The following is a 25555-nucleotide window of genomic DNA, read 5'->3' as shown; positions in this document are numbered from 1 at the left end:
ACAGCTTCTTGAACCTGCGCGCCTTCATGATCGGCTCCTATGGATGACGAGAAGGGTTGGACCGCTAGACGGCTCAGCAGTTCAACACTCATCCATATTTAACGATAACAGCGCCTTTTTTTTGCGCCGTGGCCTGGTGCCCTGCTGCGACCAGGATGTTTGCCGTGATGTGTACCGGCTGGATGGATCGTCGAAAAAATCGATCATAGGGCTGGAAATTATCCGTTTTTCAAGCTGTCTGGACCCGAGCATAATGACTCCATCGCATCGAACACAAGACGTGTTGCAGCAGACGCAGTAGAAGCGGCAGCAGCTGGAACGCAGGGTCGAGCTGTTCGATGATCTTAACCACATACAAGGAGCTCATCATGTTGAACGTACGTAAAAGCAATGAACGCGGCGGTGCAAGCTTTGGCTGGCTGAACTCGAAACACACTTTCTCGTTCGGTCACTACCAGGATCCGAAACACATGGGTTTCGGTCCGCTGCGGGTGATCAATGAAGACCACGTGGCGCCCGGCCGCGGCTTCGAGCCGCACGGCCACCGCGACATGGAAATCATCTCCTACGTGCTGGACGGCGCGTTGGAGCACAAGGACAGCATGGGCAACGGTTCGGTGCTGCGCTACGGCGACGTGCAGCGCATGAGCGCCGGCAGCGGGGTGGTGCACAGCGAGTTCAATCACTCGAAGACCGAAGAAGTGCACTTCCTGCAGATCTGGATCGAGCCGAACCGCCGCGGCGAGCCGGGCGGCTATGAAGAAAAACACTTCGATACCGCCTCCAAGACCGGCAAGCTGCGCCTGGTCGCCTCCAGCGACGGCCGCGAGGGCTCGGTCTCGATGCGCCAGGATGCGTCGATCTACGCCTCGATCCTGAACGGCGACGACGCGGTGAGCCATCCGCTGGCCGCCGGCCGTCAGGCGTATGTCCACGTGATCCGGGGCCGCGTCACGGTCAACGGCATCGCCCTGAACGGCGGCGACGCGCTGAAGGTGACGGATGAAGAAGCGGTCACTCTGGTCCAGGCGGAAGCGGCCGAAGTGCTGGTGTTCGACCTGCCGCAGTAAATGCCGGTGCGCCGTCCCGCCCGGACGGCGCGATCACCGAGCCTGATTAAAGAGAACGAGGAGCACGCCATGCAAGTCACAGCCCAACGCGGGACCGGCCCGCTGCAATACGCGATCCAGATCGGCAAGCACCAGCTGCTGTCCGACGCGCCCGAAGCGCTCGGCGGCGAGAACAGCGGCCCCGAACCGCACGACCTGCTGGCCGCCGCACTGGCCGCCTGCACCGCGCTGACCGTGACCATGTATGCCAAACGCAAGGGCATGGCGCTGGACGACGTCAAGGTGCGCATCGAGCACGGCCAGAAAGAAGGCGCCTACGAGCTGCAGCGCCACATCGAATTCGTCGGCGCGCTGGGTGCGGACGAGAAGGTGCGCCTGCTCGATATCGCCAACAAGTGCCCGGTACACAAAACCTTGTCCGGCACCATCCGGATCCAGACCGAGGCCGTGTAATCAGGCGCAGGGGTCGCGCAGCATGCGGCCGAACGGCGAGTTGCTGCGCATGCGCTCGATCCACCAGCGCAGCGCGGCGCCATCCTCGCCGCTGCGCCAGGCGAGATAGAACGTTTCATCGGCCTTCGGCTCCACCACCTGTTTTTCGACCAGCAGCCCGCGCTCGATGGCCGGCCGGGCCCAGGCCTCGGGCAGGAAGCCGAAACCGAGGCCGCGCACCTGGAACTCGTACTTGGTGGTCATGTCCGGCACCGCCAGCGTGTCCTGCCCGAACAGCAGGCCGACGGTGCGCGCGCCCAGCAGGCGCGCCGAATCGGACACCGAGATCGCCCGGTACGGCAGCAGATCGGCCTTGTCGAGCGGGTGGACGGCGGCGGCCAGCGGATGGTGCGGCGCCACCGTGAACACGAAGGCGCTGGTGCCGATCGGTTCGGCCGTGTAGCCGCCGCCCGACGGGCCTTCGCCGGCCGCGCCCACCAGCAGATCGACGCGGCGGTCGAGCAGGGCGTCCCAGGTGCCCGACAGCGACTCGCGCACGATGCGCAGGCGGGTCTGGTCGGCCGCCGCGTAGAAGGCTTCGATGTCGGCCTGCAGTCCGGTCGCCGTCAACAGTGAATCCATGCCGAGGGCGATCTCCGTTTCCCAGCCCGAGGCGACGCGCCGCACCCGTGACTCCAGGTCGCCGGCGGCGCGCAGCAGGTAGCGGCCTTCCTTCAGCAGTTCCTGGCCGGCGGGAGTCAGCGTGACCTTCGGGCCGAAACGGTCGAACAGGCGCACGCCCAGGTCTTCCTCGAGCTTGGAGACGGTGTACGAAATCGTCGACGGCACGCGGAACAGTTCCTTGGCGGCGCCGGCGAAAGAGCCCTTGCGGGCGATGGTGTCGATGATCTGGAGGGCGTCGAGGCTCAGTTTCAGCAAGGTGCAATCCTGTAATGGTGGTGCCGCATGGTAGCCCGTAGTTTCATGCGCATCAACACAGCAATCTGATTCTATCGCCGTAACGGCGGTCAAACGATACTTCAACGAGTGGGCGCGACCCGATGCGCCCGCCTAACGGGAGCTGCTATGTATTTGATTTCACTCGGCGCCGGCATTCTCGCCGGGCTGCTGTACGGCGTGATCAACGTGCGCTCGCCGGCACCGCCGGCGATTGCCCTGATCGGCCTGCTGGGCATGCTGATCGGCGAACAGGTCGTGCCGGTGGCCAAGCGCTTGATCGAAGGCGAGCCGCTGACCGTGTCCTGGTTCGCCAGCGAATGCAAACCGAAGATCACTGGCGTAGAAGCCAAGGCGCCGCAACAGACGGCGGCGGCCGACTGCGAGCCGGGCAGCCGCCAGGGCTGAATCCGAACCGCCTTTTAGAACGGCTGCCTCACACGAAGAGGCGCCACCCACCACGAGCCAACAAGGAGAACACCATGAGCCATCCAAAACTCGAAGTCCTGACCCCGCATAACTCGCAGCTGATCATCATCGACCACCAGCCGCAGATGGCCTTCGGCGTGCAGTCGATCGACCGCCAGACCCTGAAGAACAATGTGGTCGGCCTGGCCAAGGCGGCCAAGGTGTTCGGCATTCCGACCACCATCACCACCGTCGAGACCCAGTCGTTCTCGGGCAACACCTACCCGGAACTGCTGGACGTGTTCCCGGGCCAGCAGATCCTGGAGCGCACCTCGATGAATTCGTGGGACGACCAGAAAGTGCGCGACGCCCTGGCCGCGAATGGCCGCAAGAAGGTGATCGTGGCCGGCCTGTGGACCGAGGTGTGCAACACCACCTTCGCCCTGTGCGCGATGCTGGAAGGCGAGTACGAGATCTACATGGTGTCCGACGCCTCGGGCGGCACCACCAAGGAAGCGCACGACATGGCGATGCTGCGCATGGTGCAGGCCGGCGTGGTGCCGGTCACCTGGCAGCAGGTGCTGCTCGAGTGGCAGCGCGACTGGGCCCACCGCGACACCTACGACGCCGTGATGAAGATCGTCACCGAACATTCGGGTGCCTATGGCATGGGCGTGGACTACGCCTACACCATGGTGCACAAGGCGCCGGCGCGCGCTGCCGGTTCGCACGAAGTGCTGGACCCGGCGCCGGCACGCTGATCGCTTGGCTGTAAGCGTCATCGTCACGCAGTAGTGTTCAAGCCGGCCGGCGCTGTGCGCCGTGCCGGTGATTTTCCCCGCCGGGCGCGCCACGTCCGGCAACCACCGGAGACCAGCATGCAATCCCAGTCCCCAGCCGGCGCGCCGTCGTCTGCATCCTCACCTGCACTTATTCTGATCAACGGCCGTTTCCATACCGTCGACCGCGAGCAGCCCCTGGCCAGCGCCGTCGCCATCCGCGACGGCCGCTTCGTCGCCGTGGGCGACCTGGAACACGTGATGCGCCAGCGCACCGAAGGCAGCCAGGTGATCGACCTGAATGGCCGCACCGTGATCCCCGGCCTGAACGATTCCCACCTGCACCTGATCCGCGGTGGCCTCAACTACAACCTGGAGCTGCGCTGGGAAGGCGTGCCCTCGCTCGCCGACGCCCTGCGCATGCTGAAGGAACAGGCTTTGCGCACCCCGAACCCGCAGTGGGTGCGCGTGGTCGGCGGCTGGAACGAATTCCAGTTCGCCGAAAAACGCCTGCCGACGCTGGACGAGATCAATGCCGCCGCGCCCGATACGCCGGTGTTCATCCTGCACCTGTACGACCGCGCCCTGCTCAACCGCGCAGCCCTGCGCGCGGTAGGCTACACCAAGGATACGCCGAACCCGCCGGGCGGCGAGATCGTGCGCGACGCCGGCGGCAACCCGACCGGCATGCTGATCGCGCGTCCGAATGCCATGATCCTGTATGCCACCCTGGCCAAGGGCCCGACGCTGCCGCGCGACCTGCAGGTCAACTCCACCCGCCAGTTCATGCGCGAACTGAACCGCCTGGGCCTGACCAGCGCCATCGACGCCGGCGGCGGCTTCCAGAACTATCCCGAAGACTACGCGGTGATCGAAGAACTCGATGCCGCCAACCAGCTCACCATCCGCATCGCCTACAACCTGTTCACGCAGAACAAGGGCGCCGAGCTGGAAGACTTCCAGCGCTGGACCGGCATGGTCACGCCAGGGCAGGGCAGCGACTACTACCGCCACAACGGCGCCGGCGAGATGCTGGTGTTCTCGGCCGCCGACTTCGAAGACTTCCTGGAGCCGCGCCCGGACCTGGCGCCCGGCATGGAAGACGAACTGGAGCGCGTGGTGCGCCACCTAGTGGCCCAGCGCTGGCCGTTCCGCCTGCATGCCACCTACGACGAATCGATCTCGCGCATGCTCGACGTGTTCGAGAAGGTCAACCGCGACATCCCGTTCGACGGCCTGCACTGGATGTTCGACCACTGCGAGACCATCACCCAGCGCAATATTGATCGCGTGCAGGCCCTGGGCGGCGGCATCGCGATCCAGCACCGGATGGCGTTCCAGGGCGAGTATTTCGTCGAGCGCTACGGCGCCGACGCGGCGCGCGCCACGCCGCCGATCAAGCGCATGCTGGAAACCGGCGTGCCGGTCGGCGCCGGTACCGACGCCACCCGCGTCGCCAGCTACAACCCGTGGACCGCGCTGTACTGGCTGGTGACCGGGCGCACCGTGGGCGGCTTGCCGCTGTACGGCACGGCCGGCCACCTGCCGCGCGAAGTCGCACTGGAACTGTGGACCGCGGGCAGCGCATGGTTCTCGAACGAGCAAGAGAAGAAAGGCCGCATCCGCGAAGGCATGCTGGCCGACCTGGCCGTGCTGTCGAGCGACTTCTTCAGCGTCGACGCCGAAGAGATCAAGGCGATCGAATCGGTGCTGACCGTGGTGGGAGGCAAGATGGTGTACGGCGCCGCCGAGTTCACCTCGCTCGGGCCACCGCCGATTCCGGTGTTGCCGGAATGGTCACCGGTGCGCGAGGTGTCGGGCCACTGGCGCAAGGCGGAGCCGAAAGCGGCTCCGGTGGCTGCGCTGGCGCACCAGTGCAGCGGCCCATGCGGCGTGCACGCGCACAGCCACGACCGCGCCCGGCGTTCCAACATGCCGGTGTCGGACCATGGCGGCTTCTGGGGCGCGCTCGGTTGCAGCTGCTTCGCGTTCTGATCATGGCAACCACTTCACCTCAACGCCTGAACGGCTTCGGCATGGGCTTCCTGGCCGGCTACGTCGATACGCTCGGCTTCATCGCCCTGTTCGGCTTGTTCACCGCCCACGTGACCGGCAACTTCGTGCTGCTCGGGGCCTCGCTGGCCGACCCGCAGCAGATACCGTCGCTGCTGAAGATCCTGGCTTTCCCGGCCTTCATCCTCGGCATCGCCGCGGCGCGCCTGCTGGTGGCCTCGTGCGAGCGGCGCGGCGTCTCGGCGCACAAGCCGAACTACCTGCTGCAGCTGGTGCTATTGACCGGCTTCATGGTGTGCGGCATGCTGGCCGAGCCGGTGCCGAAGCAGATGGGGCCACTGGCGATGGCGGCCGGCCTGCTCGGCACGGCGGCGATGGGCGCGCACAGCGCGGCCAGCAAGCTGCTGCTGTCTAACCTGGCGCCGACCTCGATGATGACCGGGAACGTGACCCAGCTGGTGATCGACGGCGTCGACTGGCTGCGCGGCGCCGGCGACGGTGCCACCGCCGCCCGCTGCGGCAAGTTCTTCTGGCCGGTGTTCGGCTTCGCGCTCGGCTGCGCCGGCGCCGCCTTCGGCTTTTTGGAGTTCGGCTTCGTCGCGCTGCTGGCGCCGATCGCGATCCTGTGCCTGCACCTGTGGCTGCCCGCCCCGGCGCTTGAAGCCAAACCGGCGTCGGCAGCGGCATGAACAAGACGCGGCTCGAGGCCTTCAGCGATGGCGTGATCGCGATCATCATCACGATCATGGTGCTCGAGCTGCGTCCGCCGGCGTCCAGTACGCTGCACGACGCGGCGGCGGTGATCCCGTCCTGGCTGCGCTACGCACTGAGTTTTGTGTACGTCGGTATCTACTGGGTCAGCCACCACGCGATGCTCGACCGCGTGCGCAGCGTCGACTGGGCCACGCTGTGGGCCAACCTGCATCTGCTGTTCTGGATGTCGCTGATTCCCTTCGTGACCGCGTGGGCCGGCGAGCATCCGATGGCGTCGGCGCCGGTGGCGCTGTATGGCGTGGTCTTGCTGATGTGCTCGATCTCGTTCATGCTGCTGTCCTGGCGCCTGGGGACGCTGGGCGGGGTCGATCATGCCCACTCCTGGCAGAACGAAAAAATCCGGCTGTCGGTGGCGCTGTACGCGGCCGCGGTCGTGCTGGCGCTGTGGTATGCGCCCCTCGGTTCGGCGCTGCACGTGGTGCTGGTCTGTCTGTGGCTGGTGCCGCAGACGGCGCAGGTCCGCGCCGGCCGCATTGAAATGAAAGAGGAGAGCGAGTGAACATCAAGCAGCTGCCAATCGAGGTCCTGATCGCGGACGACCATCCTTTGATGCGCGAAGGGATCGCCGCCGTGATCAGCGGCGAGCCGGACATGCGGGTGGTGGGCGAGGCCAATGACGGCCGGGAGGCGCTGGCGCGTTACCGCGAGCTGCGCCCGCACGTGACGCTGCTCGACCTGCAGATGCCGAACATGAACGGACTCGAAGCGGTGCAGGCGATCCGCGCCGAGTTTCCGAACGCCTGCCTGGCGATCCTGACTACCTACAGCGGCGATGCCCGTGTCACCCAGGCCATCAAGTCCGGCGCCCAGGGCTACCTCTTGAAGAGCGCGCTGCGGCGCGAACTGACCGAGGCGGTGCGCATCCTCGCCGCCGGCCACCGTTATTTTCCGCCGCAGGTGGCGGCCGAACTGGCGCACCATCTGGGCCAGGAATCGCTGACCGCGCGCGAGCTGCAGGTGCTGGCGTTGATCGCGCGCGGCAATGCCAACAAGCAGATCGGCGGCACGCTCGGGCTGTCCGAAGACACGGTCAAGGGCCACCTGCGCAGCATCATGGACAAGCTCGGGGCCAATAACCGCACCCACGCGGTGACGATCGGGATCGAGCGCGGCTTCATCGAGCTGTAGTGCGCATGCCGGCATCGCCATGCGGCGGTTGGCGCTAGAATGAGCGCATGCCAAGAAAGACACCCATCTTCCCCGGCCCGCGCACGGCGCGCGGCGCCGTCCTCGCCGTCCTGCTCTCCAACGCCGACCAGGCCGGCGCAGAACCGCTGCGCGGCCGCGTCACGCTGGCCGCCATCGTTCGCGCCCTGAAACGCAAGTATCACTGGCCGATCGAGACCACCAGCTTCCCGTCGAATGCGGTCGACGGCCGCGCCACCTGGGCCACCGTGTACAGCCTGCCCGAAGACGTGATCGCGGCCGCCCTCGATCAGAGCGGCCGCGACTGGCTGCGCAGCGCGGCCGGCGGCTAGCGCCGTCCGGCCAGAGTCATGCTGCGATGCGCGCGCTGCCTTCTGGCAGGCCGACCGCGCGGCAGTCGCCAAGGTCGCGCATCATGCGGCCGAGCAGGACGCCATTGAACAGACCCGACACGGCGCACACGCCGAGCACCGCCTGCGCGGCGCCGGCCAGTTCCGGGCGCAGCGCCAGCATGACGGCGGTTGCATACTTGGTGCAGAATACCGCCATCATGATTGCCAGCGGCGCGACGCTGCCGCCGACCCGGACTCGCCCCGGCGTGTTCGAGGCCGCGATGCGCGAACGGGCGAAGCGCATGGTCAGCATCACCGCGGCGATGCAGCCCATAGCCCAAGCGCCGAGTGACAGGGCGCCGAATCCAAATTTGTTGCCGATATCGCTCAACGACAGCACGACGATCGCCAGCGGCAGGATGGCCAGCCGGCGCGGCGTCATCTCGCGGTCGCGCATGGCGGACACTCCCAGCGCAATCAGTCCGGCCAGGATGGCCCAGACATGGACAGGGGTGTGGGTGAGAATCTGGGACATGGTCGACTCCTGAAGGTGATGGCGTTGAGATGGCCTCACTATGCCTTCCAGGAGCCTGCGACGGAACGCGGTGCGACGAACCCGCCGTTTAACGGCGCCAACCGCGCCAGTGGCGCGCCGAAACCGGTCAGGCCGGCGCCAGTTCGCGCAGCGCCGGAATCACTTCGTGCAGGCTGGCCGCTTCGCAGTCCGGCACCGCGTGCGAGTTGTTCGGCGAGCCGTCCGGATTGAACCAGCAGCTGTCGATGCCGAAGCGGTTGGCGCCGAGGATGTCGGCGTCCAGGCGGTCGCCCACGATCACGGTTTCCTCGCGCACGAAGCGGCGCGCCATGCCGGTTGCATATTCGAAGAAGCGCACGTCGGGCTTGGCGAAGCCGCAGGCTTCCGAGGTGGCCACGAAGGAGATGTGCGCATCCAGCCCCGAGGCGGCGATGCGCCGGGTCTGGATCTGGTGCACGCCATTGGTGATGATGCCGATTTCACCGACCGCAGCCAGCGTCTCGCACAGCTGCACGGCGCCGTCGAGCAGCACCACGGTATCGGCCAGCGCTTCCAGGTACAGGGCGCTGGCCTGCTGCGGATCGCGCTCGATGCCGTGCACCTCGAACGCTTTGCGGAAGCGCTCCACCTTCAGGAAATCCTTGGTCACGGTGCCCAGCTCGAACGCCTTCCACAAGGCCAGGTTGATGGTCTGGTAGTCGGCGAACAGCGCATCGGGATTGAGTACCGGGCCGTCGGCGCCGAGCGCCTCCAGAGTGCGCACGAAGGAGAGCCGTTCGGAGGCGCGGAAATCGAGCAGGGTGTCGTCGAGGTCGAACAGGAACAAGCGGTGTTTCATGTGGACGTGAAGCGAGGTGATCAAGACCCATGGTAGCACGGACTGAAGAGCAGGCAACCGAACCAACACTTTCGTGGGGTGCGGGGCTGCCCTGATCCGGTCTGGGCGGGATCGTTCCCGCGCTGCACCATCGTGGCCTGAACGATCCCCGTTCGGCCACATTGGAGACGCCCCGTGCACATCGCGCCCCTGACCCCGACTTTCGACAATCCGCTGCGCCCCGGTGGGCTGCCCGGCTGGCAGATCAGGCAAGTCACCGCCTATATCGATGCCAATCTCGACGCCACCCTGCGCACCGCCAGCCTGGCCGCCACGGTCGGTCTGAGCGTCAGCCACTTCACGCGCGCCTTCAAGCACAGCGTCGGCGTGCCGCCGCGGGTGTTCGTGATCCGGCGCCGGCTGGCGGCCGCCTGCGCGGCGATGCTGGCGTCCGACGCGCCGCTGACGGCGATCGCGCATGCCCACGGTTTTTGCGACCAGTCGCATTTCACGCGCACCTTCCACGAGACCATCGGCGTTGCGCCCCACGCCTGGCGCTGCGGCAACAGTGAACACTGCCGTCGCAAAATGGACCAGAACACGATACCTTTGGAAAACAGTGTTATTTCGACAAAATTGGTATCGTAGGGGCTGACAACCACGCCGGAGCCTTTCCCGTGTTCGATTTCATTACCGAGTTCATGCAAAACAGCGGCTATTTCGGCGTATTCGCCCTGATGGCTTTGGAGAACATCTTCCCGCCGATCCCGTCCGAGCTGATCATGCCGTTCGCCGGCTTCGTCGCCGCGCGAGGCGACCTGAGCGTGGTCGGGGTGCTGATTGCCGGCACCGCCGGTTCGGTGGCCGGCGCCTTGCCCTGGTACTACGCGGGCAAGGTGTACGGCAAGGAGCGCCTGGAAAAGCTGGCCGACCGCCACGCGCGCTGGCTGACCGTGACCCACGGCGACATCGAGCACGCGATGGACGCATTCGAAAAACATGGCCGCAAGGTGGTGCTGCTGGGTCGCCTGATTCCGGCCATCCGCACCCTGATCTCGGTGCCGGCCGGCCTGGCCAAGATGCCGCTGGCGCAGTTCCTGCTGTATTCGACGGTCGGCTCGCTGCTGTGGACCGGGATCCTGACCGGCGCCGGCTACCTGCTCGAGAGCCAGTACGAGCGCGTCGCCGACTATGTCGATCCGGTGTCGAAGGCGGTGCTGATCGGCCTGGTGGGCTGGTACCTGTACCGCGTGGCGACCTTCAAGTCGCGCAAGGCCTGAACCCGCAGACCCGAGTCCGGCGCGGCGTGCGCGCAACGCCCGCCGCGCCGCGAGCGCACGCCGGTGTGCGCTGATTGTGTCCTGCCGCGCGCGATGCGGCTACAATCGGCGTGTTCGATGCCACGCCCGTGCACATGAAAAGTCAGTTGCTGGAAGATTTCGGGGATAGCCGCTCGCTACCGGCCGTCCCATCACCTGTTTCCCCGCCGCGTCCGCCGCAGGCGGCGCCTGATCCTGCGCCGCAAGTGCAGGCGAGCGCCGGCGTGCCCGCAGAGCGTCCGCGCGTCTGGCGTGCCCGGCGTGCAAGCGCACCGCCGGTGTGGCGTGCGCGCGAAGCCGCGGCGCCGGAGTCGGTGGCGCCGGAGGCGCCGCCACCGTCCGAACCCGCGCCCGTATCGCCCGAACCGGCACCGATGTTCGCATCGCGGCCGGCCCCGCAGCCGGCTGCGGATGTCATTCCTTCCTTCGCCAGCCGCGCACCCGATGGAGCACTGCGTTTCCCGGTCACCCAGCCGTCCTGGTTCGAGCGCAGCGGGCGCAGGCTGGTGGCCTGGGGCGCCGCCGCGTTATTGGGCGTTGCAGTCGTCGGCGCCGGCGCCTGGGTCTATCAGGACCGCAAGGTGGCCGCGACGCTGGCGCTGGTCGCCGGCGAAAGCGCGCCGGCCGCCGTCATCGTCCCTTATGTACCGCCGGCACCGGAGCCGGCGCCGCCGCTGGTGCTGGTCAAGCCGGGGACGTCGACGGTTGAACCAGTACCCGAGATGGACGACTCGCGCCAGCTCGACGTCCGCCTGCCCGACAGTGCGGGCGAGGTGGAAGAGGGCGAGGAAGAGAAGTTCGCCGACACGGCGGTGAAGGCTGCGCCGGCCGCTGCCGCTGCCGCCATCGCCGCAGCCGCGCCTGCGGCGAAAGCGAAGTCCGAAGTGCGCAAGGAGGCCGAGCGCAAGCCGGCGCCGCGCAAGGAACCGGTCAAGAAGGTGCAGTCGAAAGAAGAGGCGCGCAAGGCGGACACGCGCAAAGCGGCCGCGAAAAGCGAGCCACGCAAAGCCGACGCGAAAAAGACTGAACGCAAAGCCGCTGCGCGCACCGCGCCACCATCGAAGCCGGCCGCTTCCGAACCGGCACTGTCGCAAGCCGAGACCCTGCGCCAGTGCCGCGCCGCCGGCTACCACGCCAGCCAGTGCGCGCGGCGCGGCTGCGTCGCCACCAAATTCGGCCTGGCCTGCCGCGGCTGACGGCCGCGGCGTCCGATGAATCAGTCGCGCCCGCGCCAGTGCACGCGGTTGCGCCCGGCCTGCTTGGCCCGGTACAGCTGGGCGTCGGCCGCCTCGAACAGTTCGAACTGCAGCTCGGCGCCGCCCGGCACCAGCGTCGCGCCGCCGATGCTGGCACTGAGCATCGGCGCCACCGACGACGCTTCGTGCGCGATCGCCAGGTTGACCACCGCTTCGCGCAGTTCTTCCATCATGCCCAGGGCGTTGGCGACATCGGTGTCCGGCATCAGAAGCACCAGTTCCTCGCCGCCGTAGCGCGCCGCCAGGTCGGTCGGGCGGCGCATGGCGGCATAGGCCACGCGTGCCACCGAGCGCAGCGCGCGGTCGCCGGCCGGGTGGCCGTAGCGGTCGTTGTACTGCTTGAAGGCGTCGATGTCGAGGATCGCCAGCGACAGCGGCGCGTGATTGCGGCGCGCGCGCTGCCATTCGATGGCGAAGATCTCGTCGAAGCGGCGCCGGTTGGCCAGTTCGGTCAGGCCGTCAATGTTGGCCAGGCGTTCGAGCATCCTGCGCTGGCGCACCACCTGCAGGTGCAGCGCCACGCGCGCCATCACCACGGTCTGGTTGAACGGCTTGACGATGTAGTCCGAGGCGCCCATCTTGAGGCCGCTGGCTTCGTCCTCGGGACGGTCGAGGCCCGAGATGAAGATCACCGAGATGTGGGCCGTGTGCGGATCGGCGCGCAGGCGGCGCAGCACTTCATAGCCGTCCATGTCGGGCATCATCACGTCGAGCAGGATCAGGTCGGGCAGGTGGCGCGCGGCGCGCTCCAGGGTCTGGGCGCCGTTTCGGGCCAGCAGTACGGTGTATTCGGGTTTGAGCAGGTCGCCCAGCACTTCGCGGTTGATGGCGTCGTCGTCCGCCACCAGGACTTTTTGCGTCTCCACTGCGTTCATGTGCTTCCTTCGAGGCTGCTCTGGGTTGCGCTGTTGTTTGCGGGGGCATTGGCCGGCGCTTCCGGTTGCGCGCTCAGCTGGGCTATGAGTACGGCCAGCGACTCCACAGCGGCAGCATATTCGATCTCGTCGATCGCGCGGCGCACCGGTTCCAGCGCCGCCGCGTGCGGGCTGCCGGCCAGTAGCGCCTCGAGTTCGGACAGCGTGTCTTCGGCGCGCGCGTCGTCCGCACGCAGGTGGCTGTCCAGGCGCGCCGCCACCGCGGCCGCCGCCTCGTCCGGCAGCGGGCGCGGCAGGGCGCTGGCGGCCATGCGCGCGAGGCCCGAGAGCGCGTTGTCGAGCGCCGCCAGCAGCGCCGGCACCTGCACCCCGACCCGCTCCAGCATGCCGGCGCGCAGGTCCTGTTCCAGCCGGCTGGCCGCACCCGAGAGTTCGAAAGCGCCGACGTAGGCCGCGCTCGACTTCAGGTTGTGTGCCAGCGACTGCAGTCGCGCATGGTCGCCGGCGCTGAGCGCTTCGCGCAGGATGCGTGGCGCGCCGGCGTATTCGCGCACGAAGCTGCCGGCGCGCTTTTCCAGGCGGCTGCGCTGGCCGTCGACGTTTTCCAGTGCCAGGCGCCAGTCGATGCCGGGCGCCGCCGGCAGGGTGCCGGCCGGTTCCGGCGCGGCGCTGCCCTGGCGCGCGCTGCGCGGCGGCAGCGGACGGCCTTCCAGGCGCGCCGGGTCGATCCACTTGAGCAGGGTGAAGAACAGCAGGTCGGGGTCGATCGGCTTGGCCACGTGGTCGTTCATGCCGGCCATGCGGCTCAGGGCGCGGTCGCTGGCCATGGCGTGCGCCGTCATGGCCACGATCGGCAGTTTGGCCAGACGCGCGTCGCTGCCGGCCTTGGCGCGGATCTCGCGGGTGGCGGTGAGGCCGTCCATCTCGGGCATCTGGATGTCCATCAGCACCAGGTCATAGTCTCCCTGCTGCGCCATGCGCACCGCCTCGACGCCGTTGAAGGCGACATCGACCTGCATGCGCGCCGCGGCCATGAAGTCGAGCGCCACTTCGCGGTTGTTGGCATTGTCCTCGGCCAGCAGGATGCGCGCGCCGTCCAGGCGCGGGATGTCTGCCATCACGCCGTTCTGGGCGTCGAGCGCGCTGCCGCTGGCGGCGCCGGCGCCTTCGAGCGCGGCCAGCTGCGGATGCAGCACCTGCAGCAGGCTGTGATACAGCAGCGCCGGGCCGACCGGCTTGTGCAGGAAGGCGTCCACCGGCAGCTCGCCTTGCTGTTCGAGCACCGTTTCGCGGGTCAGCGCCGACACCATCAGGATCGACGGCGGCGCCGCGTCGCGCGTGTACTGGCGGATGCGGCGGATGGTCTCCATCCCGTCCAGGCCAGGCATCACGTAATCCATCAGCACGATCTGGTAGGGCTGGCCGAGCTCCTGGGCGCGTGCCAGCGCCGCCAGGCATTCCTCGCCCGAGCCGACCGCCTCGGTCTGCACGCCGAACGCGGCCAGCATCTCGGCCAACGCCGCGCGCGAGGTGGCGCTGTCGTCGACCACCAGCGCGCGCACGTCCAGCAGCAGCGCCAGGCGGGTGGCATGCGCGGCGCTGCCGGCGCCGGTCGCCCCATGGCCCTCGGCCACGCCGAGCGGCACGGTGAAGGTGAAGGTGGTGCCGCTGCCCGGCGTGCTGCGCACGGCGATCGTGCCCTGCATCAGCTCGACCAGCTGGCGCGAGATCGACAGCCCGAGGCCGGTGCCGCCGTACTTGCGGGTGGTCGAGCTGTCGGCCTGGCTGAACGACTGGAACAGCTGCGGCAGCTGTTCCGGCGCCATGCCGATGCCGGTGTCGGCCACCGAGAACGCCAGCGTGACGCCGTCGCTGTCGGATTTGGCCAGCTCCACCGCGACCACGATCTCGCCCCGTTCGGTGAACTTGACGGCGTTGCCGGTCAGGTTGATCAGCACCTGGCTCAGGCGCAGCGGGTCGCCCACCAGGCGTGTCGGCACGCCGGGGCCGACCCGGAAGATCAGCTCGATGCCCTTGGCATCGGTCTTTACGCCCACCAGCGTGGACAGGTGGTCGAGCATCTCGTCGAGATCGAACGCCACGTTTTCCAGGGTCAGCTTGCCGGCCTCGATCTTGGAAAAGTCGAGGATGTCGTTGATGATGCCCATCAGGTGCTCGCTCGCGCCGAGGATCTTGCCGAGGTAGTTGCGCAGGCGCGGCGCGGGATCGCTCATCAGGGCCAGGCGGCTCATGCCGATGATGGCATTCATCGGGGTGCGGATCTCGTGGCTCATATTGGCCAGGAATTCCGACTTCATGCGTGCCCCCGCTTCGGCGCGCAGCATCGCGGTCTGCATCGCCTTGGTGCGCAGGCCGAGGATGCGCATGAACACCAGCATGTCGAAGGTGCTGCCGAATTCGAGCGCGTGCATGGTGAAGAAGTTGGCCGGCAGGCGGCCGTTGATCACCTGGGCCGTGATCAGCGAGCTCGAAAAGCTCACCGCCCAGCCGATCAGGAACCAGGTGCCGATGGTGTCGCCGGCGCGCGCACGCCGCGCCGCACCGGGAAGACCGAGCAGCATCGGCATGATGCCGAGCGTGCCGACGATCGCCACCAGGTATTTGTGGCTGATCAGGCCCAGGCCGAAGCCGATCGCGGTCACCAGGCAGGCCACGGCGAAGCCGCGCATCAGGCGGCTGAACAGGCGGTCCATGCCTGGACGCGCCAGCGACTGCTCGACGAACAGGTAGGCGCCGCACGATGCCATGATCGAGGAGATGCCGGCGCCGTGCTCGAGGAACCAGGCATTGCCCGGCCACAGGAACTGGCCGGCGATGCCGAACCAGCAGGCCGAGTAGAGCGTCACGCCGCCGACCAGGATCGCGTACTTGCCGAACAGCGGTTCGCGCAGCGTCAGCCACTGGCCGACGCTGTACAGGAACAGGCAGATGCCCAGGCCCAGGATCACGCCTTGCAGCATCTGTTCGGTGAGCGAGCCTGGCAGCACCTCGTTGACCTGCATGAACGACAGCGGCAGGATCTTGGGGCCGACCGCGGCCACCCGCAGCAGCACGGTGTAGTCGGCGCCCGGCGTCAGGCGCAGCACCACGGTCGGCACCCGGCCGCGCAGCGCGTCGCCGCTCTGGACCTGCATGCGCCCGGCGCTGGCCACCTGCCTGAGGCCATCGGGAGCGGCGACGTGGACGTCGAGCTGGTCGAGCAGGGCGAAGTCGACCTGCATCACCCAGGCGTTGGGGGCGTCGGCCGGTACCGATACCGGAATGCGGACCCAGGTCGTCCCCGGCTGCATGCCGAGCGTGGCGTAGCTGGTGTCCGGACGTACGAAGCGCTCCTTCGCGGCCAGCGCTTCCTGGGCCTGGAAACTGCGTTCGGGGTCGCGCAGGATAGTGATGGCGGGCCAGGCGTCGACCTGGCGCACGTCCGGACCTAGCACCAGCGGCGTCTGCGCCGCGGCCAGGTGCGGCAACGCGGCCAGCAGCATGAACAGCAGCAGCGTGCTCAGGAGCGAACTGACGACGCGCATGCGGAACGACATGCCGCCTGCCGTCATGCCGGTTCTCCGCGCGCGGCAGGCATGCGTTCGCCATGCCAGCGCGCCAGGCCGCAGCAGGCGCAGAACAGCGGAATGCCCATCACGAACAGGGCGATGGTGCGGGTTTCGACCGGCACGCCCTGGGTCACTTCATACACCATCAGGGCGGCGTACAGCAGCAGTGGCACTGCCACATGGCGCAGTGCCGGGCGCGCGGTGGCCGCTTCCTTGAGCTGTCGCGCCGACGATGCGCGGAAGGCACTCACGATCGCGAACGCCACCAGCATCCAGCCGGCGAAGCCCTGCAGCGTCTCGCCGAACCACCAGCCGTCCTTCTTGTCCATGACCCAGGCGCCCAGCTTGTAGACCATGTACGGGTCGACGCCGAGGTCGTAGGCGGTGACGATCAGCGCCGCCAGGAAGGCCATGGTGACCGTGCGTCCCACACCGTTGGCGCCGTCGACCGGCGTCTGCCACACGATCAGGTTGGCCATCACGTAGCCGGTATAGGTCAGCGCGAACCACATCAGCGGGATCACCAGCGGCACCTGGCCCAGGCGCGGGCCCAGCACCTCGGTGTAGTCGTAGTCGCCGAAGAACCAGCCGTGCGAGGCGCCCATCTGTTCGGCGAACCAGCCGCCGGCGACGGCGATCGCGGTCAGGCGCAGCGCGGCGTCCGAACCCAGCACGCTGACGGCGCTGGCGAAGCACAGGGCGGCCATCAGCAGTGCGCTGGCGACGATCAACTGGGTCTGGGCCGGCCAGCCGTGCAGCAGCACGGGAACCAGCAGGGCCAGGGCGGCGCTACCCAGCAGGACAAAGCGTGGCAAGAGCGGCAGGCGCGAAGTTTGAAGCGGCAAGGTCGACATGGTCGTGATCCTCTTGACGGGATTGAACGGCGGCGCGTGCCCTTCGACGCAGGCCGGTGGCGCCCGGAGGCGGCTCCGGCGTGCGCATTGCACGCAAACCTCATCAGTCTAGCAGGTCGGGACCGGCTGTGGCATGCCCGCGGCCGGCATTTTCAGCGCCGGCCGGTCATGGACGCCAGGCGATGCGGTTGCGGCCGGCCTGCTTGGCCAGGTACAGCTGGGCGTCGGCGGCCTCGAACAATTCAGGCTGCTGTTCGCCGCTGTTGGGGACCAGCGTGGCGCCGCCCACGCTCACGGTCAGCACCGGCGCCACGTTGGATGTTTCGTGCGGGATCGCCAGGCTGGCCACGGTCTCGCGCAGCTGGCCGATCATGCGCCGGGCGTCGGCGGCGTCGGTTTCGGGCATCAGGAGCACCAGCTCTTCGCCGCCGTAGCGCGCGGCCAGGTCGGCCGGGCGGCGCATGGCGGCGCCGGCCACCCGCGCCACCGAGCGCAGCGCGCGATCACCCGCCGGGTGGCCATAACGGTCGTTGTACTGCTTGAAGGCGTCGATGTCGAGCAGGGCCAGCGACAGCGGGCGGCCGCTCCTGCGTGCGCGCTGCCATTCGAGCGTGTACATCTCATCGAAGCGGCGCCGGTTGGCCAGTTCGGTCAGGCCGTCGATATTCGCCAGCCGTTCCAGCATCCTGCGCTGGCGCAGCACCTGCAAGTGCAGCGCCACGCGCGCCATCACCACGGTGGGGTTGAACGGCTTGACGATGTAGTCCGAGGCGCCCATCTTGAGGCCGTTGGCCTCGTCCTCGGGCCGGTTCAGGCCAGAGATGAAGATCACCGAGATGTGCTCGGTCTGGGGATCGGCGCGCAGGCGGCGCAGCACCTCGTAGCCGTCCATGTCGGGCATCAGGACGTCGAGCAGGATCAGGTCGGGCAGGTGGCGCGCGGCGCGCTCCAGGGTCTGGGCGCCGTTACGCGCCAGCAGCACGGTGTACTCGGGTTTGAGCAGGTCGCCCAGCACTTCGCGGTTGACCGCGTCGTCGTCGGCCACCAGCACTTTCTGCGATTCGACGACCGTGATCATGCCGGGCCTTTCATGGTGTCCGGGCCGGCAGTCTGCAGGCCGAGCGCCGCGGCCAGCGTCGCCAGCGGCGCCAGTGCCGCCTCGTATTCGATCTCATTTACCGCGCGCCGCACCGGCGCCAGGCCATCCTCGAATGCGCTGCCGGCCAGCAGCGCGGCCAGTTCGCGCAGCGCGTCTTCGGCGCGCGCATCGTCGTCCTGCAGGTAGCCTTCCAGGCGCGCCACCAGCGGCGCGGCCAGCGGCGCCAGTGCCTGCAGGTCGAGCGCGCGCGGCAACGCGGCAGCGGCCAGGTCGGCCAGGCCGGCCAGCACCCCTTCGGCCGCGGTCACCAGCGACGGCACCTGCACCGCGACACGGTCGTACAGGCCGGCGCGCAAGTCCTGTTCCAGCCGGTTGGCTGCGCCCGAGAGTTCGAACGCGCCGACGTAGGCCGCGCTCGACTTGAGGTTGTGCGCCAGCGACTGCAGGCGGCCATGGTCGCCGCCACTGAGCGCTTCGCGCAGGATGCGTGGCGCGCCGCCGTATTCGCGCACGAAGCTGCCGGCGCGTTTTTCCAGGCGGCTGCGCTGGCCGTCGACGTTCTCCAGCGCCAGGTGCCAGTCGATGCCGGCCACCACCGGCAGCGCGCCGACCGGCTCGCGCACCGCCGGCGCCGCACGCGGCGCCTCCAGGTGCTGCGGCACGGCGCGCCCGTGCAGGCGCGCCGGGTCGATCCACTTGAGCAGGGTGCAGAACAGCAGGTCGGGGTCGATCGGCTTGGTCACATGGTCGACCATGCCGGCCATGCGGCTCAGGGCGCGGTCGCTGGCCATCGCGTGCGCCGTCATCGCCACGATCGGCAGCCTGGCCAGGCGTGGCACATTGCGGATCTCGCGCGCGGCGGTGAGGCCGTCCATCTCGGGCATCTGGATGTCCATCAGCACCAGGTCGTAGTCGCCCTGCTGCGCCATGCGCACCGCCTCCACGCCGTTGAAGGCGACATCGACCTGCATCCGCGCCGCGGCCATGAAATCGAGCGCGACTTCGCGGTTGTTGGCGTTGTCCTCGGCCAGCAGGATGCGCGCGCCGTCCAGGCGCGGCAGATCCGGGATCGGCATCCTGTGCGCCAGCGGCGTGCCCAGGCTCTCGACCGCGCCCAGTTGCGGGTGCAGCACCTGCAGGATGCTGTGGTACAGCAGGGCCGGGCCGATCGGCTTGTGCAGGAAGGCGTCCACCGGCAGCTCGCCTTCCTGTGCCAGCACGGCGTCGCGGTTCACCGCCGACACCATCAGGATCGCCGGCGGCGCGGCGTCGCGCACATACTTGTTGATGTTGCGGATGGTCTCGACGCCGTCCATGCCCGGCATCAGGTAGTCCATCAGCACGATCCCGTAAGGCTGATCGAGCTCCTGGGCGCGCGCCAGCGCCTTCAGGCATTCTTCGCCCGAGGCCACGGTGTCGGCCTGCACGCCGAGCGTGGCCAGCATCTCGGCCAGGGCGGCGCGCGCACTGGCGCTGTCGTCGACCACCAGCGCGCGGACGTCGGCCAGCATCGCCTGGCGCACCGCATTGGCCGCCAGCTGGCCGTCGGCCACGCCGAGCGGCACGGTGAAGGTGAAGCAGCTGCCCTGATTCGGCGTGCTCTGGACCGAGATCGCGCCGTGCATCAGTTCCACCAGCTGGCGCGAGATCGACAGGCCGAGGCCGGTGCCGCCGTACTTGCGGGTGGTCGAGGTATCGGCCTGGCTGAAGGCCTGGAACAGGCGGCTGACCTGTTCCGGGGTCATGCCGATGCCGGTGTCGCTGACCGAGAACGCCAGCGTCACCCGGCCAGCTTCGCTGGCGCGCGCCTCGACCGAGACCACGATCTCGCCGCGCTCGGTGAATTTGACCGCGTTGCCGGTCAGGTTGATCAGGACCTGGCCGATGCGCAGCGGGTCGCCGATCAGGCGCTGCGGCACGCCGGGGCCGACCCGGAAGATCAGTTCGATGCCCTTGGCGTCGGTCTTCACTCCGGTCAGGGTCGACAGGTGTTCCAGCATGTCGTCCAGTTCGAACGGCACCGCTTCGATATTCAGCTTGCCGGCCTCGATGCGCGAGTGGTCGAGGATGTCGTTGATCAGGGCCAGCAGGTGCTCGCCCGCGCCCAGGATCTTGCCCAGGTAGTTACGCAGCTTCGGCGCCGGGTCGCTCATCAGCGCCAGGCGGCTCATGCCGAGGATCGCGTTCATCGGGGTGCGGATCTCGTGGCTCATATTGGCCAGGAACTCGCTCTTCATGCGCGCTTCGGCTTCGGCGCGCAGCAGCGCGGTCTGCATGTCTTTGGTGCGCAGGCCCAGGATGCGCATGAACATCAGCATGTCGATCGCGATCCCGAACTGCATCGCGTGCATGGTCAGGAAGTTCGACGGCAGCTTGCCGGCCGCCACCAGGATCTGCACCACCGTGGTGGTGAAGCTGAGCGCCCAGCTGATCAGGAAGTAGAAACCCATCGCCTCGCCGGCGCGCATCAGGCGCACCGCGCCGGGCAGGCCGAACATCATCGGCATCGAGCCGGCGGTGGTCACGAACAGCACCAGCACCGCTGGCGGGACCAGGTCGAAGATCCACAGCACGCAGATGATCAGGCACAGCGCCGCCATGGTGCGCATCAGCAGCGAAAACTTGCGGTCCTTGCCGGGGCGGGCCAGCACGTGCTGGACGAACAGGTAGCCGCCGGCGCCGGCGATCAGCGAGGCGATGCCGGTGACGTGGGAGCTGAGCCAGTCGTTGTCGCGCCACAGGAACTGTTCGGTAAGCCCGAACCAGCAGGCCGCATACACGCCCAGGCCGCCGACGAACATCGCGTACTTGCCGTACAGGCTCTGGCGCAGCGTCACGAACTGGGCCAGGCTGTAGAGGAACAGGCACAGCGCCAGGCCGACCATCATCCCCTGCAGCATCTGCTCGCCCAACGCGGACTGGTGGAACGCGACCGGCTGCATGATGCGGATCGGCGCCATCTGCGGGCCGCGCGAGGCGATGCGCACCAGCAGCACGTAGTCGCGGCCCTGCGTCAGGTTCAGCACGACTTCGGGCACCCGGCCCTTGAGTGCGCCGTCTTCCTGCTGGCGGCGGCCGGCGTCGGCGATCTTGTGCAGCGTCTCCGGCCGGCCTGCTTCGGCCAGGTGGAAGTCGACCCAGTCGAGCAGCGGATAATCGATCACCGCGACCCAGGTCGCCGGCGCATCCGGCGCCACCCGCAGCGGGATGCGCACCCAGGTCGGTTCCTTGCGCATGCCGATCACGCCGGTGGCCAGGCTGGGAGCGCTGAAAAGTTCGCCGGCCGCCAGCGCCGCCGGCGCGTCGAGTCTGGATTCGGTATCGTACAGCAGCGAGAGCGCGCTCCAGGCGTCGAGACTGGCGGTGTCGCGCTTGAGTTCCAGCGCCGCCGCGTGCGCGCCCGATGGCGCGAGCGCGGCGAATGCCAGCAGCAGGATGAACGGAAGGATGGCGGCGCGCAGCAGGCGTGCCAGGAGCGGCGCCGGAAGCGGCGCAGGCGAAGTGACGGTCATGAAGTTCAGCGGGTAGTAGCGGTTCCTGGAGCGGCGGCTGCGGCATCGGCGCCGGCATTCAGGCGCGCTTCGATGCGGCTGACCCAGCGTGGTGCCTGCGGGTCGTGGCGCCAGGCGTCGGTCGCGTCTTCGATCTGTTCGAGCAGCGCCGGCGGCAGGCGCAGCGGACGGGTCTCGTCCATCAGGAAGCGCGTCACCAGGCGGTAGCCGAGCGCGCGCGTGACCATGCGCGTGATCGAGAAGTTCGGCACCAACACGCGCACCACGGCGTCGAAGGCGCGGATCGCGCCCAGGCCGCCCGTGAACAGCAGGCGCGAGAACAGCGGCAGGCGCGCATTCAGGCCCAGGTCGGCGGTGGCGTCGCGGCCGCACAGCAGGCGCGTGAGCAGGGTCGGGAACGGTTTCAGGATCGCCAACGGAATCTCGTTCTCGATCGCCTTCATCAGCGCCGCGGCCAGCGGCGGACGCGGGTCGGGCTGGCGCACCAGCGCACGGCCGCGCGCCTGCATCGCCGCGAATGCGCTTTCGGCTTCGTCCATGGTCCAGGACATCAGCTCGCGCTCGATGCCGAGCACGTGGCCCAGCACGTTCCAGGCGTGCAGGTAGGCTTCCTCGTCGGCGCGCTCCAGCCCCAGGCCTAGGCGGCGCAGGCCGCGCAGGAAGATGTAGTTAAAGGTGAGCAGGGTGTAGGCCAGCTCTTCCTGGTTGCACGGCAGGCCGTCGCGCGCCGTATCCCAGCCGTGGGCGTACAGCTGGTGGTAGATGCCGCCGCCGGCCGGGTTCATCGCCGGCAGCGGGGCCGCGCCCAGCGCATCGCGCGGCGCACCGCGCAGGACCAGGTGGCGGATGGTGGCATGGATCAGGCGCACCTTCAGGGTCTGGGCCACGCCCGCGCCCTCGGGTGAAGTCAGGCCGCCCTTCATCATGACCGGGAAGATCATGGCGGCGGTCGAGCGCACGCGGTAGTCGGTGTGGGCCTCGAGCTGGCCGGCCGCGTGCAGCACCGCCGACAGGTCGGGCAGCACATAGCATTCAGGCAGGCTGGCGCAGAACAGCAGGGTGCACGACAGCATGCTCATGTCCATGAACAGCGCTTCGGCGCGCGCGATCTTCGCCGGGTCGGCCCACTCCGGCAGCGCCGGGCAGCGCGCCAGGTAATCCTTCAGCGCGGCGGCCGCGCGCGGATCGAGGTCGGGCGCAGGCTGCCAACCGGCCAGCATGCCGTTCGAATCCCAGCGCACGATCTCGCGGTTGATGGCGGCGATACGGTCGGCCAGTTCATGCGGGCCGTCGCAGCCCTCGAGCATGCGGGCGACGGTGTCGTCGGCCGGCGCGTCGGCGCGGAAAGTGGGCGATAGCAGCTGGTGGTCGTCGCGTTGCATGCAGCCTCCTAATTCTTTGATCAGTTGGGATAGATGGTGACAGCGTTAATTGCAGTTCCAGACGTACACCCGGCCGCGCAAGCGGCCGGATGATGGTCCAGAGGGGCGGCGCTTAGAAGCGCACGTCCAGACGCAGGTCGGCGGTACGCGGCGCGGTCGGCGTGGTCATGCCGAAGCTGTCGATGATCGACGGGCGCACCTTGTCCTCGATATTGCGCACGCGTGCGAGCAGGCTCCAGCTAGCGCCGTCCGGCTGGTAGCGTAGGGTGGCGTCAGTGCTGGTGTAGTGCGGGATGCGGTACTCCAGCAGCTGGCTCGGCACCGCGATCACGTACTCGCTACTCCTGCGCGCGAACACGCCGGCATTGAGCTGGCCGCCGAACACCGCGAAGCGGTGGTCGTAGCCGAGCATGTACACGTGCTTCGGCGCGCGGTCCAGCGGACGGCCGGCCCACGATACGCTGCCGTTCGGGCTGTACTGCACGTACTCGGCGTCGAGCAGGGTCGCGCTGTAGCTCAGGCGGCCGTTGCTGCCGACGCGCACTTCGCCATCGAGCTCGATGCCGCGCGAGCGGGCCTGGCCGGCGTTGCGGGTCAGGATGCGCGGGGCGCCCGAGACGATCGCATTGCCCGACAGCTGCAGGTTGGTGTAGTCGTAGTAGAAGGCGACGGCGTTGAAGGTCGCGCGGCCGCCCAGCAGGCGGCTCTTCAGGCCTGCTTCATACGCACGCAGCTGCTCCGGCTGGTAGTACAGCGCGGATTCGGTAACGGCGGTGGCGGCCGGGCAGGTCAGGCCGATGGCGCTGCTGCCTGCCAGGCAGCCGTCGTTGAAGCCGCCGGCCTTGTAGCCGGTGGCGACGCTGCCGTACAGCAGGGTGGCCGGCGCCAGGTCGAACTCGGCGCCGAGGCGCCAGGTGGTCTCGCCGTGCTCCAGGCTGGCGGTGTTCAGCTGGGCGCGATCCGTGGCCGGATTGAAGACCGGGCCTTGCTGGAAGTTGGTCGAACCGAGGCGGCTCTTGTCGTCCTCGGTGCGGCGCGCGCCGGCGGTCAGGCGCAGGTCGTCACGCACGCGCCAGGTCAGCTGGCCGAAGATGGCCTTGCTCTGTGCCCTGGTCAGCAGCGGGAACGAGTACACCGGCGGCAGGCCGACCGGTTGCAGGCCCTGGAAGAAGTACGAGGTGTCCGACTCTTCGCTGAAGTAGTACAGGCCGCCCTGGGCGCTGATTGGCCCGGTGCCGTTGGTAGCGATGCGCAGCTCGTGCGAATCCTGCTTGTTGTGGCCGTCGTAGTTGTTGATCACGCCCAGCGCCAGGGTCGGCGCCACGCGGTAGTAGTAGTTCTGGCGGATTTCCTGGTCCAGCTCGCGGTGCGAGGCGATGTAGTACACGGTCGCCGGCCCCAGGTTCCAGGTCAGGTCCGAGGTCAGGCCGCGGATGCGGCGGTCGTTCCAGCCCTGCACCGGGGTCATGTTGAACGGACGGAAGCTGTTGGTCAGGCGCTCGTCGGTGCTGCCCGGACGCCATACCGGCGCGCCTTGCGCCACGCCGGTATAGAAGTTGGTGTCGGGGACGAAGCGGTCGTTGTTGCCTTCGGTATCGCTGTGGTCGTAGCGCAGCACCAGGGTCGCGTCCTGGTTGAACTTCAGCCTGGCGCTCAGGCGCGCGTCGCGTTCGTCGCGGTCCATGCCCGGACGGTGGGTGGTGCCCTGGTTATTCTTCAGGAACGGGTCCTGCTTGCGGGCGCTGACGGCGGCGCGCAGCGACAGCATGTCGTTGACCGGCACGTTGATCATGCCATCGACCTTGCGGTTGCTGTAGGTACCCAGTTCCGCGCCGACAGCGCCTTCGAGGCGGTCGGTCGGGGCGTTCGAGATCACGTTGACCAGGCCGGCGGTGGTGTTGCGGCCGTACAGCGTGCCCTGCGGGCCGCGCAGCACTTCGACGCGGTCGACGTCGAGGAAGTTGGCCGACTGGCCGGCCGGACGCGAGATGTACACGCCATCCTGCATGAAGGCCGCCGACGGGTCGCCCTTGTCGGTGGTGTCGTTGTTGCTGATGCCGCGGATGGTGACGCGCAGGCCCGAGAAGGCCTGGTCGAAGTGCACGTTCGGCAGGCGCGGGCCGAGGGTGGCGGCGCTGTCGGCGCCGATGTCGCGCAGCTGTTCGCCGGTGACGACGCTCATCGCGACCGGGGTGCGCGAAGCCAGCGAGGCGGTACGCTGGGCGGTGACGACGACTTCCGGCACTTCGTTGCTGTTGGACTGCGCGGCGCTAGGCGCGACCTGCGCCTGGGCGATGCTGCAGACAATACCCGAGATTGCCGCGACCAGCAGCTTTTTGGCTGGGCGGACCTGTGATGCTTTCATGGACAAACTCCCTGTGTTTAGACTGTCAGTTTCTCGTCATGAGAAACACATCCGCGCTTTA

Annotated in this window: 22 protein-coding genes; 12 read left to right on the top strand and 10 right to left on the bottom strand. The window is 68.2% G+C overall.

The window, feature by feature from the left end; all coding sequences use genetic code 11:
- Positions 1–368 precede the first annotated feature (368 nt).
- Both RTQ83_RS21050 and RTQ83_RS21045 read left to right on the top strand, forming a co-directional pair.
- Positions 369–1070, top strand: a complete 702-nt coding sequence (locus tag RTQ83_RS21050; RefSeq protein ID WP_312518987.1) for a pirin family protein — start codon at positions 369–371, stop codon at positions 1068–1070.
- Positions 1071–1139: 69 nt separating this feature from the next.
- On the top strand, positions 1140–1523 hold the full coding sequence (locus RTQ83_RS21045) for an OsmC family protein (RefSeq protein WP_312518984.1): 384 nt from the start codon (positions 1140–1142) through the stop codon (positions 1521–1523).
- Here the strand turns inward: RTQ83_RS21045 and RTQ83_RS21040 are convergent, their stop codons facing one another.
- Positions 1524–2441: a LysR substrate-binding domain-containing protein gene (locus RTQ83_RS21040; RefSeq protein WP_312518982.1), complete on the bottom strand. Its 918-nt coding sequence runs from the start codon at positions 2439–2441 to the stop codon at positions 1524–1526. It lies immediately after the preceding gene.
- A gap of 147 nt (positions 2442–2588) precedes the next feature.
- On the opposite strand from RTQ83_RS21040, the gene RTQ83_RS21035 reads away from it, so the two are divergent.
- The 7 genes from RTQ83_RS21035 to RTQ83_RS21005 all read left to right on the top strand — a co-directional run bounded on the left by RTQ83_RS21035 (position 2589) and on the right by RTQ83_RS21005 (position 7911).
- Complete coding sequence (locus RTQ83_RS21035; RefSeq protein ID WP_312518980.1) at positions 2589–2867, top strand: XapX domain-containing protein; 279 nt, start codon at positions 2589–2591, stop codon at positions 2865–2867.
- A 74-nt stretch (positions 2868–2941) separates the two neighbouring features.
- Positions 2942–3628: a hydrolase gene (locus tag RTQ83_RS21030; RefSeq protein WP_312518977.1), complete on the top strand. Its 687-nt coding sequence runs from the start codon at positions 2942–2944 to the stop codon at positions 3626–3628.
- A gap of 117 nt (positions 3629–3745) precedes the next feature.
- Entirely contained in the window at positions 3746–5641 is a 1896-nt protein-coding gene (locus tag RTQ83_RS21025) for an amidohydrolase (RefSeq protein WP_312518974.1), read from the top strand.
- A 2-nt stretch (positions 5642–5643) separates the two neighbouring features.
- Positions 5644–6348 (top strand): YoaK family protein, encoded by a 705-nt coding sequence (locus tag RTQ83_RS21020; protein WP_312518972.1) that lies wholly within the window; start codon positions 5644–5646, stop codon positions 6346–6348.
- Complete coding sequence (locus RTQ83_RS21015) at positions 6345–6932, top strand: TMEM175 family protein (protein WP_312518969.1); 588 nt, start codon at positions 6345–6347, stop codon at positions 6930–6932. Before RTQ83_RS21020 ends, RTQ83_RS21015 begins: the two co-directional genes overlap by 4 nt.
- Positions 6929–7561, top strand: a complete 633-nt coding sequence (locus RTQ83_RS21010; protein ID WP_312518967.1) for a response regulator transcription factor — start codon at positions 6929–6931, stop codon at positions 7559–7561. The genes RTQ83_RS21015 and RTQ83_RS21010 overlap by 4 nt, the downstream gene beginning before the upstream one ends.
- A gap of 47 nt (positions 7562–7608) precedes the next feature.
- Positions 7609–7911 carry a hypothetical protein gene (locus RTQ83_RS21005; protein WP_312518965.1) on the top strand — a complete coding sequence of 101 codons (303 nt, stop codon included), beginning with the start codon at positions 7609–7611 and terminating at the stop codon, positions 7909–7911.
- Between the two features lie 16 nt (positions 7912–7927).
- On the opposite strand, the gene RTQ83_RS21000 is transcribed toward RTQ83_RS21005, so the two are convergent.
- Complete coding sequence (locus RTQ83_RS21000; RefSeq protein ID WP_312518962.1) at positions 7928–8446, bottom strand: DUF6622 family protein; 519 nt, start codon at positions 8444–8446, stop codon at positions 7928–7930.
- A 127-nt stretch (positions 8447–8573) separates the two neighbouring features.
- Positions 8574–9284, bottom strand: a complete 711-nt coding sequence (locus RTQ83_RS20995) for a YjjG family noncanonical pyrimidine nucleotidase (protein WP_312518959.1) — start codon at positions 9282–9284, stop codon at positions 8574–8576.
- Positions 9285–9458: 174 nt separating this feature from the next.
- Here RTQ83_RS20995 and RTQ83_RS20990 point away from each other — a divergent pair, with 174 nt between their 5' ends.
- The 3 genes from RTQ83_RS20990 (at position 9459) to RTQ83_RS20980 (ending at position 11778) form a co-directional block, all read left to right on the top strand.
- A complete protein-coding gene (locus tag RTQ83_RS20990; RefSeq protein ID WP_312518956.1) occupies positions 9459–9911 on the top strand; it encodes an AraC family transcriptional regulator in 453 nt (150 codons plus the stop codon).
- Between the two features lie 29 nt (positions 9912–9940).
- Positions 9941–10543, top strand: a complete 603-nt coding sequence (locus RTQ83_RS20985) for a DedA family protein (protein ID WP_312518953.1) — start codon at positions 9941–9943, stop codon at positions 10541–10543.
- A gap of 134 nt (positions 10544–10677) precedes the next feature.
- Positions 10678–11778: a hypothetical protein gene (locus tag RTQ83_RS20980; RefSeq protein ID WP_312518951.1), complete on the top strand. Its 1101-nt coding sequence runs from the start codon at positions 10678–10680 to the stop codon at positions 11776–11778.
- Between the two features lie 20 nt (positions 11779–11798).
- Here RTQ83_RS20980 and RTQ83_RS20975 read toward each other — a convergent pair whose 3' ends face one another.
- The 7 genes from RTQ83_RS20975 to RTQ83_RS20945 all read right to left on the bottom strand — a co-directional run bounded on the left by RTQ83_RS20975 (position 11799) and on the right by RTQ83_RS20945 (position 25494).
- Complete coding sequence (locus tag RTQ83_RS20975; RefSeq protein WP_312518948.1) at positions 11799–12713, bottom strand: diguanylate cyclase; 915 nt, start codon at positions 12711–12713, stop codon at positions 11799–11801.
- Positions 12710–16285, bottom strand: coding sequence for a response regulator (locus RTQ83_RS20970; RefSeq protein WP_312518945.1), 3576 nt, complete (start codon positions 16283–16285; stop codon positions 12710–12712). The genes RTQ83_RS20975 and RTQ83_RS20970 overlap by 4 nt, the downstream gene beginning before the upstream one ends.
- Complete coding sequence (locus RTQ83_RS20965; RefSeq protein ID WP_312518942.1) at positions 16282–17136, bottom strand: carotenoid biosynthesis protein; 855 nt, start codon at positions 17134–17136, stop codon at positions 16282–16284. The genes RTQ83_RS20970 and RTQ83_RS20965 overlap by 4 nt, the downstream gene beginning before the upstream one ends.
- Before the next feature lie 166 nt (positions 17137–17302).
- A complete protein-coding gene (locus tag RTQ83_RS20960; RefSeq protein WP_312518939.1) occupies positions 17303–18214 on the bottom strand; it encodes a diguanylate cyclase in 912 nt (303 codons plus the stop codon).
- Positions 18211–21747 carry a response regulator gene (locus RTQ83_RS20955; RefSeq protein WP_312518937.1) on the bottom strand — a complete coding sequence of 1179 codons (3537 nt, stop codon included), beginning with the start codon at positions 21745–21747 and terminating at the stop codon, positions 18211–18213. The genes RTQ83_RS20960 and RTQ83_RS20955 overlap by 4 nt, the downstream gene beginning before the upstream one ends.
- A 5-nt stretch (positions 21748–21752) precedes the next feature.
- A complete protein-coding gene (locus RTQ83_RS20950) occupies positions 21753–23129 on the bottom strand; it encodes an oxygenase MpaB family protein (protein ID WP_312518934.1) in 1377 nt (458 codons plus the stop codon).
- 112 nt (positions 23130–23241) lie between these two features.
- On the bottom strand, positions 23242–25494 hold the full coding sequence (locus tag RTQ83_RS20945; protein WP_312518931.1) for a TonB-dependent receptor domain-containing protein: 2253 nt from the start codon (positions 25492–25494) through the stop codon (positions 23242–23244).
- Positions 25495–25555: the final 61 nt, after the last annotated feature.

This window comes from Massilia sp., assembly GCF_031995545.1.
Taxonomy (GTDB): domain Bacteria; phylum Pseudomonadota; class Gammaproteobacteria; order Burkholderiales; family Burkholderiaceae_D; genus Telluria.
Note: the sequence above shows the minus strand (reverse complement) of the source record. Positions and strands in the feature narration are given on the sequence as shown.